Source organism: Xanthomonas sp. WHRI 7065 (genome assembly GCF_040203115.2).
GTDB lineage: Bacteria > Pseudomonadota > Gammaproteobacteria > Xanthomonadales > Xanthomonadaceae > Xanthomonas > Xanthomonas arboricola.
This window is the reverse complement of the sequence record NZ_CP168194.1, coordinates 4,341,358-4,357,797: the sequence shown is the minus strand read 5'-3', so window position 1 is coordinate 4,357,797 and position 16,440 is coordinate 4,341,358. Positions and strand designations below refer to the sequence as shown.

Below are 16,440 nucleotides of genomic sequence, written 5' to 3'. Positions count from 1 at the left end.
GCTCTCTTAGAACACGAAGTCGACGGAGGCCGACAGCAGGTTGTAGCTGCCGCCCGGACGGAAGCCCGGCTGGATGTTGTTCAACGATCCGAACGAGCCCGCGTTGTTGTTGATGTGGCTGGCCTGCAGCTTGAATGCGACGCTTTCACGCGCGTCCCAACGCAGCGATGCGGTAAAGCTGTGACGGCCGCTCTCGGCCTGCGCCAGTGCGCGCGTCATCACGCCGACCGGATCCTGGCCGGCCGCGATGGTCGGGCCCTTGCGATCGACGTTGGCATAGGTGATCGACGGCGTCAGCGTGCCGAAGCGACCGCCGACACTGAGGTAACCGGAAGTGGTCTTGCCGTTGAGCGAGGGCGAGTAATCGGCGCGGATCACTTCGCTGCGCAGGAACCAGCTGCCCGGATCGTAGGCGTAACCCAGGCTGGCAAAGCTGCCGTCCACGCCATAGGTGGTCAGGCGATCGGCCAGTGCGGGATTGATGCGCTGATAGACCGAGAACAGGCGATCCAGCGCCGGTGTATCGAAATCGGTGGTGCCCACGATGTAGGCGGCGCGGAACGTGGACGCACCCGATTCCAGGCCCAGCGCCAGGCCGCGCATGGCGTACACATCGGCCTTCTTCGAATTGATGCGGCCGTAGAAGCCCTGCACGCTGACCACACTCTCGCCGGCGTTGATGGTGTACACGCCTTCGACGCCGTCCATCGGCAGCAGGTAGTTGTAGACCTCGTACGGCGGACGCACCCACGGGGTGGCGTAACCGACGCGCTGGTACTCGGACAGCATGTACAGCGGCGCAGTGATGCGGCCCAGGCGCGCGGCGAACTGCGGGCCGAACTGATACTTCACATGCGCCAGCGTGACCTTGGGATCGTAATCGCCGCGTTCGGCGTACTCACTGGTCACCTGCAACACGCCGGTGAACTTCTCGGTGAAGTTGGCATTGACCTGGCCGGCGATACGCGAGTCCGGACGTGCCGAGGTGGAGTGGCTGGCACCGGCACCTTCCACGGTCTGGATGTCGGGCGTGAAGTCGGCCTGGTCCTCGGTCGAATGCACCACACCCAGCGTGCCGAAGCCGCTGAAGGAAAACATCGAGTCCTGCTGCGCGTAGGCGCAGGTCGACGACGCCAGGGCGATGGCGCCACTGAGAAGCTTGACGGTCAATTTCATTGAGAATCTCGGCTGAGTGGGTGATGGACGCAGCGCCATGGGAGGCGCGCGGGCAGAACGGTAATGAGCGTCGCAACGCCCTGGATTGCGGTAGCGGCCGTCTGCATCATTGCTTTAGCGAGATTTTTACAACTTGGAAAAACCGGTTAAGAAACCAAAGCACCACAAGAAGTAGACGATAGTTCCGCCCTATCGAGACGCGTGTTTTAGGTGTTTGAAACAGCTGGGGTGAATATCGGCGGACATAATCGTCCGCATCTCGGGCCTGCCGGTGCGTAGCGCAGCGGTGAAGGCCGAGGTAAGCAAAAAACCGCATTTTTACAGGGGAAAATTGACAAAGATGCGTTTGCTCCGAAGTGCGCGCGCAAAAAAAACGCCACGCACTGGCGAGGCAGGCGTGGCGGTCTTTGAATTATTTCGCGTGGGCGCGCCAGTTACTTATCGCCAGTGCGATGCGGCCGGCGGAGATTTTGCTTTGGCTGCATGCAGACGCGACGCGATAGAACCGGCAAGTTACTGGAAACGTTTACTGCTGCCGTGTCGGGAGTTTCACCACGACCTTGATCTCGAAGCGGAAGCCGGCCAGCCAGGTCACGCCCACTGCGGTGACGGTGGGGTAGGGTGCCGGACCCCAGTAGCTCACCCATTTGTCCCACATGGCCTCGAACACCACGTCGGGGTCGAGCATGAACAGCGTGACGTCGACGACGTCCTGCGCGCTGCAGCCGGCTGCGGCGAGGATGGCATCGAGATTGGCGAAGGCGCGGGCGATCTCTGCCTCTAGCTCCGGTTCCGGCGAGCCGTCTTCGCGGCTGCCGACCTGGCCGGCGACGAACAGCAAGCCATCGGCGCGGACTGCCGGCGAATAGCGGTGGCGCTCGTACAGCGCGTGCCGCCCCTGCGGAAAAACTGCCTCACGTGTTGCCATGGTGACCTCCATCGGGTGTCGAATCGGAACAGGCAGGCAGCGTAGGTGCTTGTCTGCGCGCGATAAATCGGCGATGCCGACCAGCACTGTTTGTAGAATCCAAACAATCTTGGAGTCGGGAGTGGCGATGGACCGGTTCGACGCGATGCAGGCGTTTGCGCGGGTGGTGGAGACCGGCAGCTTCACCAAGGCGGCCGAGACCTTGCACATGAGCCGGGCCAGCGTGACCCAGCTGGTGCAGCAGCTGGAGGCACGCCTGCGCGTGAGGCTGCTCAACCGCACCACGCGGCAGGTGCATGTCACCGCCGATGGCGCGGCGTACTACGAGCGCGTGCTGCGGCTGCTGGCGGACATGGACGATGCCGAGACCAGCCTGTCCGATGCGTCGGCGCTGCCGCGCGGGCGCCTGCGCGTGGATGTGCCCAGCCCGTTGGCGCGCCTGATCCTGATGCCGGCACTGCCGGCCTTTCATGCGCGCTATCCGGATATCCAATTGGACATGGGCGTGAGCGATCGCCGCGTGGACCTGATCGGCGAGCACGTGGATTGCGTGGTGCGCGGCGGCACCATCACCGATCAGTCGCTGATCGCGCGCCGCGTGGGCGACCTGCAGGCGGGCGTGTACGCGGCGCCGGCGTATCTGCAGCGGCTGGGCATGCCGGCACACCCGCGCGAGCTGGAAAACACCCAGCACCGCTGTGTCGGCTTCATGCGCTGGCGCAGCAGCAAGACCGTGCCCTATGTCATGCAGCGCGGCAGCGAGGCGGTGCATCTGCAAGGGCGTTACGTGGTGGCGTCCGACGACGGCAACGCCTATCTGGCCGCCGGGCTGGCCGGCATGGGCGTGCTGTGGTTGCCGGTGTACATGGCCAGGGCGCATGTGGCCAGTGGCGAACTGGTGCCGCTGTTCGAGGACTGGCGGATGGAGCCGATGCCGCTGTCGATCGCGTTCCCGCCCAACCGGCATGTCAGCGCCAAGCTGCGTGTGTTCATCGAGTGGGTGAGTGCGTTGATGGCCGAGCATGCGCCAGTGGGAGCGCCGGCGCTGCGCTGAGCGCGCTGCGTGGCGTGGCTGATGTGGTCGTGATCGTGCACGCCAGACACGGGGGGCACGCACGCATGATGGAGCGCGCAGTGCGTGGTGAAGCGTCCTGTCTGCCGGCATGCAAGCGACGTTGCTGCCGGTATCGATGCCGATGCGGTCGCCGTTGCCGTCGCCACGGGCCTTGCGCGATGCGCGATGCGAAAGAAGCTCGAGCCGCATTGCCGATCCCACAGCGCGCAATCGACAATGCGCAGGGTCACTCCGCCAGTTGGCGCCGCACCGGATAACGCCAGCCGGTGATCGCCGCATACGGCGAGCGCGCATAGATCCATTGCAGCCGCGCATCGCCATCGGCGCGGAATGCGGCATCGTCTGCGAGCTTGCGTTCGAAGGCGGCGCGCAGGGCGTCGTCGCTGCGCAGCACGCGCTCGCTGAAGTCCACCAGCTCGGCGCCGTACAAGCCGCTGTCGGGGCTGCCGGCATTGCGGAAACGTCCGCTGGCCAGCAACGAGTCGCTGCTCTGCGGCTCGAGCAACGCGGCTGCCAGCATGCGCATCGGTTGATCGGCAGGCACGCGGATGCTGCCGGCGGCGAAGGTTTCTTCCACGTGCTCGGCGTGCGGCGTTTGTGTGCCGGCATCCTTCACTACGCGGATCTGCTGCACCTGGAGCTGGCGTGGCTGCTGCAGGCGTTCATAAGTGATGCCGTGCGCCTTGAGCAGTTCCACAACATCGTCGTTGCCGGGCGGGATCCACCAGGCGAGCGGGTAGCGCACCGCCTGGGTCTGGCGATAGCCGATCACCGGCAGGGTCCAGGTTTCATCGCGGCCCTCCCAGCGCAGTTCCTGCCGCCCGGATACCGGCGACAACGCGCGGGTGTAGCTCACGCCGTTGAACGGCACCTGGGCGATCGGCTGTTGCAGGCGTTCCCAGGCCACCATCAGTTCCTGCGGGCGGGCGGCGCGATCGGCGCGCTTGGCCGCATCGATGTTGCCTGCATCGCGGGCAACCACGCGCAGTGCTGCTTCCAGCAGCACATAGTCGCCCAGCACGCGCTGCCGGTACGACTTCAGGCGATGGTTCTCCACCAGCACGGTGGGGATGCCGGCGAAGTCGCCGTAGCCGGTGGAATAGCGCGGGCCTTCCGGCGCGTAGCGCAGGCCCGAGCGCGGCTCGTCTTCGTCGATCAGGCTCGGGTAGATGGCCGGTTCGTGGCCCTGTTTGCGCAATGCGGTATTCACCGCCGGCGTAAAGCGTTGCTGCAGCCAGTCGGCAGTGGCGCGCGAGCGTGCATAGGTGCCCCAGCCGGCGAAGGTAAAGGTGATGTCGTACTGGTGATCCAGCCCACCGCTGACATGCAGGTCGATGTAGAGCGCCGGATCCAGGCGATGCAGCAACGCGACCATCGCGCGCGTTTCCGGCGCTTCCAGGGTGAGGTAGTCGCGGTTGAGATTGATGCCGCGCGTGGTGGTGTTCCAGCCCATCTGTTGCGGGCCGCGCAATGCGGCGCCGATCAGCGGGCCGCGCTGCTCGTGACCGTCGGCATTGAAGATCGGCACGAACACCAGATCCACCTGGTCGAGCAGGTGGTCCTTGCCGCGTTGCGCGATATCGCGCAGCAGCATCAGGCCGGCATCCTTGCCATCGATCTCGCCGGCGTGGATGCCGGCCTGCGCCAGTACCACCGGTTTGCCGGGCGCGCCCTTGTGCGCGCGGACCAGCAGCAGGTCGCGGCCCTCGCTGCTCTTGCCGAACACCTCCAGCGACAGCAGCGGCGAGGCGGCGACCAGGCGCTCCAGCCAGGCGCGCGTCTGGTCGTAACTGGGCGTGCTGGCGAACGCGTTGCGCTCTGCCGGGGTGCTCCACGGATCGTCCGGTGTGACGATCAACGCCTCGCTGGCCCCATGCCAGGCGCGTACCGGCGGCAGCGGTGCGCTGGTGTCGATGGACTGCGCGCTGGCCTGTGCGGCGCTGAACAGGGTGGCGGCGAGCAGGCCGGCAGCGGCACGCGTGGTGCTGCGGCTGGCGGGCCCGGCGGCGTTGCCGGAAGCGGGTGCGGAAGCGTGCGAGGCTTGGGGGGCGGAGGGGCGCGTATCGGAAGTCATGTGGGACGTACGGGATCTCGATTGAGGGGAGAACGTGGCAAGGCTTGCTGGTCCTGGGTGGTTGCGACGGCAGCGGCGTTCGACGGCCGCCATGCCGCATCGACGCGTTACAGCGGACTGCGTGGGTCGGAGGGCGGAGGGCTGGTCTTTCCCTGGGCGCGGGTCGCGCGGTGCAGGGAGTTCCTGCCTCCGGCTGCAGCAACCAGCAGGATATTTGCGTAATACAGTAACATTTGACGGGCCGCGCTCGCGTCGACGGTCGCGCAGCCTGCTACCTGTGGTGCTGTCGCCCGAGAGGGATAACACCGCGCATTCGCCGCTCCGGCTGGCGCTTGAGCGGCGTCGCCCGGTCCACTGCAAGCGTCGAACGCAATGTGATAACGTATCATTTCGTTAAGCCATTGCCTTGCCATGCTTTCCAGTCCCCCAGTCGCCCCCGCCATCTCGATCAGCAACCTGCACGTGGCCTACCGCGGCCGCACCGTGCTGCAGGGGCTGGATCTGCAGGTCGCCCCCGGCAGTGTCTACGCCTTGCTGGGCGGTAATGGCGCCGGCAAGTCCTCCACGCTTTCCAGCTTGCTCGGCTTCGTCAAACCCACCTCCGGCAGCCTGCGGGTCGATGGTGTCGACCCGGTCGCCGATCCTGGCGCCGCACGTGCGCGGCTGGCCTATCTGCCGGAAAACGTGGCGCTCTACGAGCACCTGAGTGCGCTGGAAAATGCCGACTACCTGCTCGCGCTGGCCGGCCAGCGCCGCGGCCAGGCCGAGATCGGCCAGGCGCTGGCCGCTGCCGGCCTGCAGCGTGAGGCCTGGCGCCAGCGGCTGGCGGGGTTTTCCAAGGGCATGCGCCAGAAGGTGGCGATTGCAGTGGCCACGCTGCGCCAGGTGCCGGTGTTGCTGCTGGACGAGCCCACCTCCGGCCTGGACCCGCGCGCCATTGGTGACTTCAACCGCTTGGTGAGCAGCGTGCGCGAGCGCGGGGGCGCGGTGCTGATGGTGACGCACGACCTGCTCGGCGCAGTGGATGTCGCCGACCGGATCGGGTTCCTGGAACACGGGCGCATTGCCGAAGACATCGGTGCCGGCGACAGCGGCTTCGACGTGCGCAGCTTGCATGCGCGTTTTGCGCGTGCGCAGGATCGGGCTGCATGAGTCCTGTGCTGTTGGTCGCACGCGAGGAACTGCGTTTCATGGCGCGCAACCGTTCCGCTGCCATCGGTGTGGTGCTGCTGATGCTGCTCACGCTGGTGGCGGCATTGACCGCCGCGCATCATCAGCGCGAGGTGGCCGAGTTCCGCGCGCGCCAGCAACTGGCCGCGCAGCAGGCCTTCGAAGCGCAGCCGGACCGCCACCCGCATCGGGTGGTGCATTACGGCCACTTCATCTATCGCCCGTTGCCCGCGTTGGCCGCCTTCGATGCCGGCGTGGACGCGTTCACCGGCAACAGCATGTTCCTGGAAGGCCATCGCCAGAACACCGCCAACTTCGGCGATGTGCGTCAGAGCTCGCTGCTGGTGCGCTTCGGCCAGCTCACCCCCGCATTCGTGTTGCAGGTGCTGGCGCCGCTGCTGCTGGTATTTCTCGGCTATGGCGCGGTGGCGCGCGAGCAGGAGACCGGCACCTTGCGCGCGCTGTTGCTGCAGGGGGCCACGCGTGGGCAATTGTTCGGTGGCAAATATCTCGCGCTCGCGGTGGTGGCCGCAGCCTGCCTGTTGCCGGCCCTGGTCGGGTTGCTACCGATCGCGTCGTTGCCGGGTCAGGCGCTGCGGGTTGTGCTGCTGGTGCTGGCGTATGCGGTGTATCTGCTGGTGTGGTGCGCGCTGGTGCTGTCGGTGTCGATGCTGTGCCGGCGCGGCCGCGATGCGTTGCTGGTGTCGCTGGCGGTGTGGGTATGGCTGGCCCTGCTGGTGCCGCGCGTGGCGCCGGATGTGGCCAGTGCGGCGTACCGCCTGCCGACACGGCTGGAGACCGATGTGGCGATCCAGCGCGACCTGCGCACGCTCGGCGACAGCCACAACCCGGATGACCCGCACTTTGCGCAGTTCAAGCAGCAGACACTGGCGCGCTATGGCGTGCAGCGGGTGGAAGAGCTGCCGGTCAACTACAAGGGCCTGCTGGCGCTGGAAGGCGAGCGTCTCACCGCGAGCCTGTTCGAGCGCTACGCCGCACGTGATTCGGCCATCCAGCAGCAACAGAACTTGTTGGTGCGCACGTTCGCCTTGCTGAGCCCCACGGTTGCGCTGCGCGAGCTGTCGATGACGCTGGCAGAAACCGACCTGCGTGCGCATGAGCGGTTTCTCGCCCAGGCCGAGCATTACCGCTACACGCTGGTGCAGCAGCTCAACCAGCTGCAGGCAGATGCGGTGAGCATGGCCGACGACACCGCGCAGGATGCCGGTGCCGACCAACGCAAGCGCATCTCCTCCGCGCATTGGCATGCGATCCCGGTGTTCGCATTCCAGCCGCCGGCCACCACCGAGGTGCTGCGCGCCGCAGGCGCGGCGCTCGGCCTGGTCGGTGCCTGGCTGCTGGCGGCGCTGTGCATGCTGCTGGTGGCCGGCCGGCGTGTGGGAGTGGCGCGCTGATGCTGCTGTGGAAATACGAACTGCTGCTGTTGCTGCGCGCACGCGCCGCGCTGGCCGGCCTGCTGTTGCTGGCGGTGTTGACCGTGTGCAGCCTGCTCTCCGGCCAGCACCTCATCGCTGCGCAACGCGCCAACATCGCGCGCATTGCAGCGCTGCAGCAGGAGGACATCGCAGCGGTGCAAGACTATGTGGCGCGCTCCAACGACGCCGGCAGCGCGGCCTACTACAGCTTCCACCCGACCTGGGATGTGCCCACGCCACTGGCATTTGCTGCGGTGGGCATGCGCGATGTCTCGCCGTACATCCTGCGTGTCCGCGCGCTGGGCCTGGAAGCGCAGATCCACGATGGCGACAGCTACAACCCGGAGCTGGCACTGGCCGGGCGCTTCGACTACGCCTTCGTGCTGGTGTTCCTGCTGCCGTTGTTCGTGATCGCGTTGCTGTTCGATTTGCGCTCGGGCGAACGCGAGGCCGGGCGTGCGCGCATGCTCGCCGCATTGCCGGGCGCGGGCACCGCGTTGCTGGTGCGGCGCGTTGCGGTGCGTGCCGCTGCGGTGCTGGTGTGTCTGAGTGTGCCGTTTGTGATTGCCGCAACCTTCAATGCGGTGCCGCTGCTGCAGCAGCTCGCGGTGCTGGCATTGACCTGCGCCTATCTGCTGTTCTGGGTGCTGCTGTCGGTGCTGGTCGGGCGCCTCCACTGGCGCCCCGCCGCGCATGCCACCGCCCTGGCGACCTGCTGGGTGGTGCTGGCGCTGGTTGCACCGGCGTTGGCGCATGTGGCGATCAATCAGGCAGTGCCAGTCAACCAAGGCAGCGAGATCGCGCGGCTGCAGCGCGAAGCGGTCAACCACGCCTGGGACATTCCGCGCCAGGACACCATGCGGGCCTTCTACGCGCAGAACCCGCAGTGGGCGGACTCGGCGCCGCTGACCAGCGCGTTTCATTACAAGTGGTATTTCGCCTTCCACGAAAACGGCGACCAACAGGTGGCCCCGCAGGTCGCAGCGTATCGCCAAGGTTTGCAGCGACGTGAAGCACTGGCGCAGCGTGTTGCCGGCGTGTTGCCACCGGTGGCGTTGCAGGCCGCGTTGACGCGCCTGGCAGGCACCGATCTGCGCGCGCAACTGGCGTACCAGGACCGCATCCGCGCCTATCACCAGGCACTGCGGACGTTCTATTACGGCTATCTGTTCCGCGACCGCCCGTTTACGCGCGAGGACTTCGGGCGCGCGCCACGTTTCGATGCAAGCGCCGATCCTGCGTCATAGCGGCCGCTGCGTGTCACCCCTCACCTTCGTTGTCTCACTTGCGACCCGGGCCCAGCGCGCCCGGGTGCTTCAGGAGTCCTGCCCGATGTCCGTGTCCACGCCGCGCCGCCGTCTGTCCAACACGCTGCCTTTGCTCGGTGCACTGAGCTGCGCAGGCGTCAGTCCGCTTGCCGAAGCGGCCGAGCCGCAGGCGCGCGACCTGGATGCGGTGCAGGTGCGCAGCCAGTACACGCCGTACCGCGCATTGAGCGTGACCGGTGCCACCAAGACCGATGCGCCGCTGCGCGACCTGCCGATCAGTGCGCGCGTGCTGGACCAGACCCTGCTCGAGGACGCCGGCGTCAACGATCTGGCCGGCGCGCTGGAGATGGCCAGCGGCATCACCAAGGCCAACAACCTGGGCGGGTTGTGGGACAGCTATTCGATGCGCGGCTTCACCGGCGACCCGAATTTCAGCTCGGACTACATGGTCAACGGCTTCAATGCCAGCCGCGGCTACAACGGCCTGCGCGATGCGGCCAACACGCAGAGCATCGAGGTGATCAAGGGCCCGGCTTCGGCGTTGTACGGGCGCGGCGAGCCCGGCGGGGCGGTCAATATCGTTACCAAGAAGCCCTTGTTTCAGCCGCAGCACAGCGTGGATCTGTCGGCAGGGCGCTTCGACAGTTATCGCGCTGCGGTCGACAGCACCGGACCGCTGGGCGAGAACCTGGCCTATCGGCTGAATGTCATGCACAAGGATCAGCACAGCTTCCGCGACACCGTCGACAGCGACAACACGCTGTTGGCGCCCTCGCTGCTGTGGATGCCGACGCCCGATACCACGGTGTCCTACGAGCTGGAATTCGTGCGCATCCATGCGCCGTTCGATCGCGGTGTCACCGCCATCGATGGCGATGCCAATCGGCTGCCGGCCGGGCGTTTTCTGGGCGAGCCGCGCGATGGCGATATCGATCTGCATTCCACCGGGCACCAGGTGTTCGTGGTGCATGGCTTGAACCAGACTTGGTCGCTGCAGGGCGGGGCGACCTATCGCGACAGCGGCATGCGCGGTTTTTCCACCGAACCGTGGACGCTGCAGGCCGACGAGCGCACGCTGCGCCGCGAGCGCCGCTACCGCGATTACCAGGGCCGCGATATCGCCGCGCGTGCGGAACTGCTCGGCAGCTTGCAGGCCGGCAGCGTCACCCACAACGTCTTGTTCGGCGTGGATGGCAATCGCTTCGACGACAGCCGCTTCCAGCAGCGCGCACGCTCCGCGGCCACGCCGTACAGCATCGACGTGCTCGCACCGCAGTACGGCGTTGCGCAGCCGGGGCGGCTGGCCACCATCACCGACACCGAGGAGCGCCAACAGGTGTGGGGCGTTTATGCGCAGGATCAGCTCGATCTTGGCGCGCGCTGGAAGGCCTTGCTCGGCCTGCGCTACGACCACTACCAGCAGGATCTCGACAACCAGCTGCGCAGCGCCACGCAGCGCGCCTCCGATGGTGTGGTCAGCCCGCGTGCGGGCGTGATCTTCCATGTCGACGCTGCGCTGTCGCTGTATGCGAGCGCCGCGGCGGGCTTTCGTCCCAACAGCGGCGTGGGTGCGGACGGGCAGAGTTTTGCGCCGGAGAAAAGCCGCTCGCTGGAAACCGGCTTGAAGTACGTGCAGCCCGGCGATGGCCTGGAAGCGACGCTGGCCGCGTTCCGCATCGACAAGAAGAACGTGCTGAGCCTGGATCCGGCTGACACCAGCTTTTCGCTGCCGGTGGGCGAGATGCGCAGCCAGGGCGTGGAGCTGGATCTGCTCGGGCGGCTGACCCCGCGCCTGGCCGCCTCGGTGGGCCTGGCCTATACCGACTCGCAGGTCACGCGCAGCAGTGAGGCCGCCGCCGGTACCGGCCTGGCCGAGGGACGCCGCTTTCCGAACGTGCCGCGCTTCAGCGGCAATGCCTTCGTCAACTATGAGCAGCCGTTGACCGGCAAGCGCAGTGCGGCGGTGGGCGTGGGCGTGTCGCATACCGGTGAGCGGCTGGGCTCGGTGGATAGCAATACCGACTTCGTGCTGCCTGCGTACACGGTGTGGCGCCTGGTCGGGCATTACGACCTGAGCGAGCGCCTACGCCTGTATGCCAAGGTCGAGAACCTCACCGACCGCCGCTACGCCGCGTTCTCCTACAGCGAGCAGTGGGTGTATCCGGGCGCGCCGCGCAGCTGGACCGTGGGTATGCGGCTGCGGTTTTGATCAGCGCCGGCATGTGATCGACACCGACTGGCGACGTCCGACCATGCTTGCTTGATGGACCACGCCAGCGCTGGTCGGCGGATGCGAACGACATCGACCAGCGCACTGGCAGCGATCGTGCTGCACACGTGCGCCATGCTGGTTTCAGCCAGCCGCCGTGTGCGTGCAGCACCGGCGCGACTGACTGGTCGCGCTAGCTGCGCCGCGTGGACGGACGCTTGCTGCGCTTCTTGCCTGGCGCCACCGGCGCGGCGTCCTCGCTGGCCAACGCGCCACCGCTGTGCAGCTGTTCCAGCCACGACAGCGCATCGACATAGCCGAGGAAGTGCTGCAGATAGCCCGGTGAGCACTCGCGCATCAGGCTGATGCAGCGATGCACCAGCACGCTGGAATTGAGCGGGCCGGCGTCCTTGGGGGCGTCCTGCAGCGACTGCCGCACCTGGCTGGCGGTGCGCACCGTGGTCCAGGTGCGGCGAAAATCCTCCAGCGCCGGCAGCTCGGGAAACTGCGTGGCATCGGCGCTGGCGGTCTTTCTGCTGTCCACTTCCATCAACGCGGCGTGGCCTGCCATCTGGTCGGCTAACGCGCCAAGCGCGCTGCGTTGCGACGGCTGTGCGGCAGCGCTGGCGACACGGCGGCGCGCGGCTTGCTTCACCGTTGCCGCATACGCATCGACCAGCTTGCCCAGCTTTTCTTCCAGCACCTCGCGCACCGGTTCGGCCTGTGTGCCGGCACGCGCGGCCAGCGTTTCCATCAGATGGAAACGTACCGGATCCAGCCGGTCGGCGCCCTGGCTGCGCCAGCGCTGCAGACGCGCGTGCGCGGATGTCGCCTGCGTGCTCATCGCGTGCCTGCGGCTGCTGTCGGCTTGGCGGCAGAAGAGGCGCGCGAGGTGGACGGGCGCGCAATCGGTGCGATCTCCACACGGCGGTTCCTGGCGCGGCGCGTTTCATCGGCATTGGAATCCACCGGCTGTTGCGAACCGAAGGCCGCGGCAAACACCGATGCGGCCGGCACGCCTTCGGCGATCAATGCACGCGTCACCGTGAGTGCGCGTTGGGCCGACAATTCCCAGTTGTCGGCGTAGCGCCGGTTGCCGCCCAGCACCGGGCGGTCGTCGGTAAAGCCGCTGACCATCAGGATCTCCTCGCGCGCCGCCAGGTATTCGGTCAACGGCGCGGCCAGCGTCTTCAGCACCTCACGGCCTTCCGGCTGCAACTGATCGGAATTGAAGGCGAACAGCACATTGCCGCGGATGCCGATGCGGCCGTCGACCAGGGTCACGCGGCCGGCGGCCAGCGGCGCCGCCAGTGCCTGCTCCAGCGTCTTGCGGCGCTGCGCTTCGGCCTGACGCTGTTTGACCTCTTCGTCCAGGCGGCTGGACAGCTGCAGCTGCACGCCGATCACCCCGACCAGGATCAGCACGAACGCGCCCAGCAGCACCGACATCAAGTCGCCGAAGGCGGCCCAGATCGGTGTGCCCGATTCGCCGTCGATGTCGATCTCGTCGCTCATGCCGCGCTGGCCTCGCCGGCAGCGGCCTCACCGGCATCGCCGCGACCGCGATCGAGCTGGCGCAGTTCTTCGATGATCTGCTTCTGCGACAGCATGCTGAGGTCGACCACCTCGCGCGCCTGCGCCACGTAATACGCCAGTTGGTCGTCGCTGCGGGCCAGCGAGGCATCCAGTGCGCTGGCGACATGCTGCAGGCGCTCGTTGAGCTCGCTGGTGGAGCCGCTGAACAGCTGCACCGCCACGCCGAAGGCTTCGCCCAGGCTGGCCACTTCCACCGCGCTGCCGCTGACATGTGCGGCCACCGCGCCGAGCTTGCCGGTCTCGCTGCCGATCTGCTCGGTGAGCTGGGTGCCCACGCGTTGCAGCAGGTCGGCCGAGGTGGTGACCAGCGCATCGACCGCTGCGCGTTGTTCGGTGGAGGCGTGATTGACCGCGTTGAGCAAGGTGTCCAGGGTGGCGAGCAGCTTGCTGCGTTCTTCCAGCATGGCGGTGTCGCGCACCATGCTCTCGGACAGGTTCTGGCGCAGCTCGGCCACCACATCGGCGGCCGCCTTGGGCGCTTCGGAGGCGATCTGCATCAGGCGCGCCACTTCGCTGATGGTGGCACTGGCCTGTGCCTGCGCCTGCGTGGACAGCTCGCTGGCAGTGCTGGCCAGGGTGTCGCAGATCGCCTGCTGTTGCTGGGTGACGCGTTCGCCGGTGCGCTCCCACTGCGTGCTCAGGTCTGCGCTCATCGCGCTGAAGCGCTCGCTCCACAGCGCCAGGCGCTGGGTGTCGCGGGCTTCCAGTGCGGCCTGCAGCTCGGTGTGCGATTGCTGCAGGGTGCCGACCAGGGCGGCGGCATGCGCGTCGAAGCTGGCGGTGGCGGCTGCCAGTGCGCGCTGGTGCTGGTCGGCCAAGGCGGCGCTGGCGTCCTGTTGCTGCGCCAGCGCGGCGTTCCAGGCGCTGGCGGTCTCGCTGCTGGACTGATCCATGCGCCTGGACACCGCATCGACCAGGGCGCTGGAGCGTGCGTCGAAGGTGCTGGCGAACTGGGTCAGCGTGCCCTGCAGCTCCTGCGTCAGCGCGTGGTTTGCGCGTTGCTGTTCGGCCACCGCCGCGGTCCAGGTGGCGGCGGCAGCGGCGGTGCTGCTTTCGAAGCCGCTGCTCAGGCCGTCGAGTTGCTGCTGCACGGCCTGGTGCACGCCGTCCTGCAGTGCGCTGCTCTGCTGGGCGAGCTGTGCGAGCGTGGCCTGCAATTGCGCGTTCAACGCCGCGCCTGCGCGCTGCTGCTCGGCGATCACTGCCGCCCAGTGCTCGGCCGTGTCGGCGTTGCTGCGTTCGAATCCGTCATTGAGCGCGGCCAACTGCTGCTGCACCGCGTGGGTCACGCCATCCTGCACCGCGATGCTGCGCTGATCGATCTGCGCCAGCGTGGTCTGCAACTGCTCGGTCAACGCGTGCTGCGCACGTTCCTGTGCAGCCAGCACGGCCTGCCAGTGCTCGGCGGCCGTCTGCGCACTGTGCTGGAAGCCGTCGTTGAGCGCGTGCAACTGCTGCTGCACGGCGGTGCCGACGCCGTCCTGCACGGCAGTGGTCTGCTGTGTGATCTGCTCCAGCGTGGCCTGCAACCGCGTGTCGATCGCTTGCTGCGCGCGTTCCTGCGCGGCGAGCGCGCTGGTCCAGTGCGCGGCCGCGGCACTGGCGCTGTGCTGGAAGCCGCTGGTGATGCCGTCCAGTTGCTGCTGCACGGCATGGGTGAGGCGCTCGTGCAAGGCGGCGGTGTCGCGCGCGATGCTGGTCATGGTCGCTTCCATCGCCGGCTGCAAGGCCGCGCCCACCGCGCGTGCGCTTTCTGCCACGCCGCTCTGCAGCGATTGCTCCATCGCCGTGGCCAGGCGCGCATAGGCCGCCTCGCTCCGGGCGTGGAATTCGGCCTGCTGCGCGGCCAGGCGTTCGTCGGCGGCAATGCTCTGCTGCTCGATGCTGTGCATCAGCGTCTGCAGGCGATCGATCAGCGTCGGCATCAGTGCGCTTTGCTGCTGCTGCAACTTGAACACTTCGCCACGCTGGTGCGCGTCCGAATGCGGATGCAGCTCGGAGGCGATCTTCAGGTCCAGCCGCTGCACTGCCTGCAGCCGCTCGCGCCGGCACAGTGCCGACAACAGCCCCAGCATCGCGGAGGTTGCAACGCCGGCGATCGAGGTGCCGAACGCAAACGCCAGGCCTTCCACCGGCGCGGCCAGCGAGCCGCGGATGGCCTGCAGGTCGGTGGCGCTCTGCAATGCGAAGCCGGTGCCCTTGAGCGTGGCCATCATGCCGAGCAGGGTGCCGAGCATGCCCAGCAATACCAGCAGGCCGACCAGATACGGCGTCAGCACCGGTGCCGGCAACGCCACGCGCTCGCCCTTGATGCGCAGGCGCACCGCATTGCGCAGGCTCGGATGCAGGCGCTCCAGCCATTCGCCCAGTGCCGATGGCGCGGTGGTCAATGCGGTGACGGCAGCATCCAGCGTCGCGCTGGCCTGGCGGTAGCGGTACAGCTCCAGCGCGCCGGCCACATAACAGGCGCCGATCACTGCCGCGACGCAGGCGCCGAGCGGGTTGGAGCCCAGATAACCGATGCCGACCCAGCAAACCGCCAACAGGCCGACGACAAACACACACAGGTGGACGAGAGTTCTGAACATGAGGTCCCAGTTAGCGGGTACGAAGCGCTGCGAGCAGGCCTTCGATCGGGTGAAAACGGACATCCAGTTCGGCGAGCAACACGCTCTGCATGTCTTTGCGAAACACATCCAGCCAGCCGTCGGAGACCGCGCGTGGCGCGGCCTCGCCGTCGGGTGCCGGGTTCTGTGCCTGCGCGGCATCGCGCAGGCGCTCGAAATGCGCGCCGAGCAGGTTCGGCACATGATTCAGCAGGGTCTGCTCGCGCGGGCTCAAGGTCAGCTCCATCACCGCATCCACCTCGGCCAGCCGCGCCATCGGCGCGGATTCCAGCGCCAGCATGTCGCGCAGGCGGCCACGCAGGTCGCCGGTGGCGGTGCGCATCGCGCGTTGCATTGCCAGGTAGTGCTGGCGGAACGGGGCATAGTCGAGCGCGGGCGCCGCTGCCGCTGCGTCGATGTCGGTAGCGGCGGCGCTGCGCGCATCACGACGCACGCGCGCGAGCACGGTATCCAGCTCGACCACGCTGCTGGTCGCCAGCCCGGTGCGCACGCGGGCGCAGGCCTCGGTGTCGAGTCTGCGCGTGTCGGGCAGCGCGTCGATCTCCGGCAGCTTGCCATCCAGCGCCTTTGACACGGCGACCGCGCGCGTCCAGTCGATCCATTGGCTGAGCCGGTCGGCGAGCGCATGGTTGGACTGGGCCACGTGGGCATCGGTGAGGCGAGCAAGCAGGCGAATGAACGCCGGGCCCGACAGGGGCGCCCGTGGAGAAGCTTTCGCCATTGTTCCGGTCAAAGACCGCGCATTTTACACGGGAAGTTGCGCCGTTCGGCGCTTTGCACGGCAGCTGCGGGCCTGCAGCGCAGGCCGGCCCCGGCGGCATTCAGCCGGTCTGGTGTGGGGGCATGCGTGCGATTGCAGCATGCAGGGCTGTGATCCAGCG

General features: G+C 67.4%; 12 protein-coding genes. 5 read left to right on the top strand and 7 right to left on the bottom strand.

The window, feature by feature from the left end:
* Nucleotides 1-6: 6 nt before the first annotated feature.
* Both ABQY64_RS18110 and ABQY64_RS18105 read right to left on the bottom strand, forming a co-directional pair.
* A complete protein-coding gene (locus ABQY64_RS18110; protein ID WP_047129429.1) occupies nucleotides 7-1,176 on the bottom strand; it encodes a hypothetical protein in 1,170 nt (389 codons plus the stop codon).
* 526 nt (nucleotides 1,177-1,702) lie between these two features.
* The gene (locus ABQY64_RS18105) at nucleotides 1,703-2,104 is read right to left on the bottom strand and encodes a Rid family hydrolase (protein ID WP_039522479.1); all 402 of its coding nucleotides are present in this window, start codon (nucleotides 2,102-2,104) and stop codon (nucleotides 1,703-1,705) included.
* A 127-nt stretch (nucleotides 2,105-2,231) separates the two neighbouring features.
* Here ABQY64_RS18105 and ABQY64_RS18100 point away from each other — a divergent pair, with 127 nt between their 5' ends.
* Entirely contained in the window at nucleotides 2,232-3,158 is a 927-nt protein-coding gene (locus tag ABQY64_RS18100; RefSeq protein ID WP_374151314.1) for a LysR substrate-binding domain-containing protein, read from the top strand.
* 247 nt (nucleotides 3,159-3,405) lie between these two features.
* Here ABQY64_RS18100 and ABQY64_RS18095 read toward each other — a convergent pair whose 3' ends face one another.
* Nucleotides 3,406-5,253 (bottom strand): M14 family metallopeptidase, encoded by a 1,848-nt coding sequence (locus ABQY64_RS18095; protein WP_374151313.1) that lies wholly within the window; start codon nucleotides 5,251-5,253, stop codon nucleotides 3,406-3,408.
* A gap of 411 nt (nucleotides 5,254-5,664) precedes the next feature.
* On the opposite strand from ABQY64_RS18095, the gene ABQY64_RS18090 reads away from it, so the two are divergent.
* The 4 genes from ABQY64_RS18090 (at nucleotide 5,665) to ABQY64_RS18075 (ending at nucleotide 11,336) form a co-directional block, all read left to right on the top strand.
* A complete protein-coding gene (locus tag ABQY64_RS18090) occupies nucleotides 5,665-6,405 on the top strand; it encodes an ABC transporter ATP-binding protein (RefSeq protein WP_349780423.1) in 741 nt (246 codons plus the stop codon).
* Nucleotides 6,402-7,838, top strand: coding sequence for a DUF3526 domain-containing protein (locus tag ABQY64_RS18085; protein WP_349780422.1), 1,437 nt, complete (start codon nucleotides 6,402-6,404; stop codon nucleotides 7,836-7,838). The genes ABQY64_RS18090 and ABQY64_RS18085 overlap by 4 nt, the downstream gene beginning before the upstream one ends.
* The gene (locus ABQY64_RS18080) at nucleotides 7,838-9,106 is read left to right on the top strand and encodes a DUF3526 domain-containing protein (protein WP_349780421.1); all 1,269 of its coding nucleotides are present in this window, start codon (nucleotides 7,838-7,840) and stop codon (nucleotides 9,104-9,106) included. The genes ABQY64_RS18085 and ABQY64_RS18080 overlap by 1 nt, the downstream gene beginning before the upstream one ends.
* Nucleotides 9,107-9,191: 85 nt before the next feature.
* Nucleotides 9,192-11,336, top strand: coding sequence for a TonB-dependent siderophore receptor (locus ABQY64_RS18075; protein WP_104594986.1), 2,145 nt, complete (start codon nucleotides 9,192-9,194; stop codon nucleotides 11,334-11,336).
* A gap of 193 nt (nucleotides 11,337-11,529) precedes the next feature.
* Here ABQY64_RS18075 and ABQY64_RS18070 read toward each other — a convergent pair whose 3' ends face one another.
* The 4 genes from ABQY64_RS18070 to ABQY64_RS18055 are packed head-to-tail and all read right to left on the bottom strand — an operon-like array spanning nucleotide 11,530 to nucleotide 16,280.
* A complete protein-coding gene (locus tag ABQY64_RS18070; RefSeq protein ID WP_349780420.1) occupies nucleotides 11,530-12,180 on the bottom strand; it encodes a DUF2894 domain-containing protein in 651 nt (216 codons plus the stop codon).
* Complete coding sequence (locus ABQY64_RS18065) at nucleotides 12,177-12,851, bottom strand: OmpA family protein (RefSeq protein WP_039525107.1); 675 nt, start codon at nucleotides 12,849-12,851, stop codon at nucleotides 12,177-12,179. The genes ABQY64_RS18070 and ABQY64_RS18065 overlap by 4 nt, the downstream gene beginning before the upstream one ends.
* Nucleotides 12,848-15,520, bottom strand: coding sequence for a DUF802 domain-containing protein (locus ABQY64_RS18060; RefSeq protein ID WP_349780419.1), 2,673 nt, complete (start codon nucleotides 15,518-15,520; stop codon nucleotides 12,848-12,850). The genes ABQY64_RS18065 and ABQY64_RS18060 overlap by 4 nt, the downstream gene beginning before the upstream one ends.
* 10 nt (nucleotides 15,521-15,530) lie before the next feature.
* A complete protein-coding gene (locus ABQY64_RS18055; RefSeq protein WP_349780418.1) occupies nucleotides 15,531-16,280 on the bottom strand; it encodes a DUF3348 domain-containing protein in 750 nt (249 codons plus the stop codon).
* Nucleotides 16,281-16,440 lie beyond the last annotated feature (160 nt).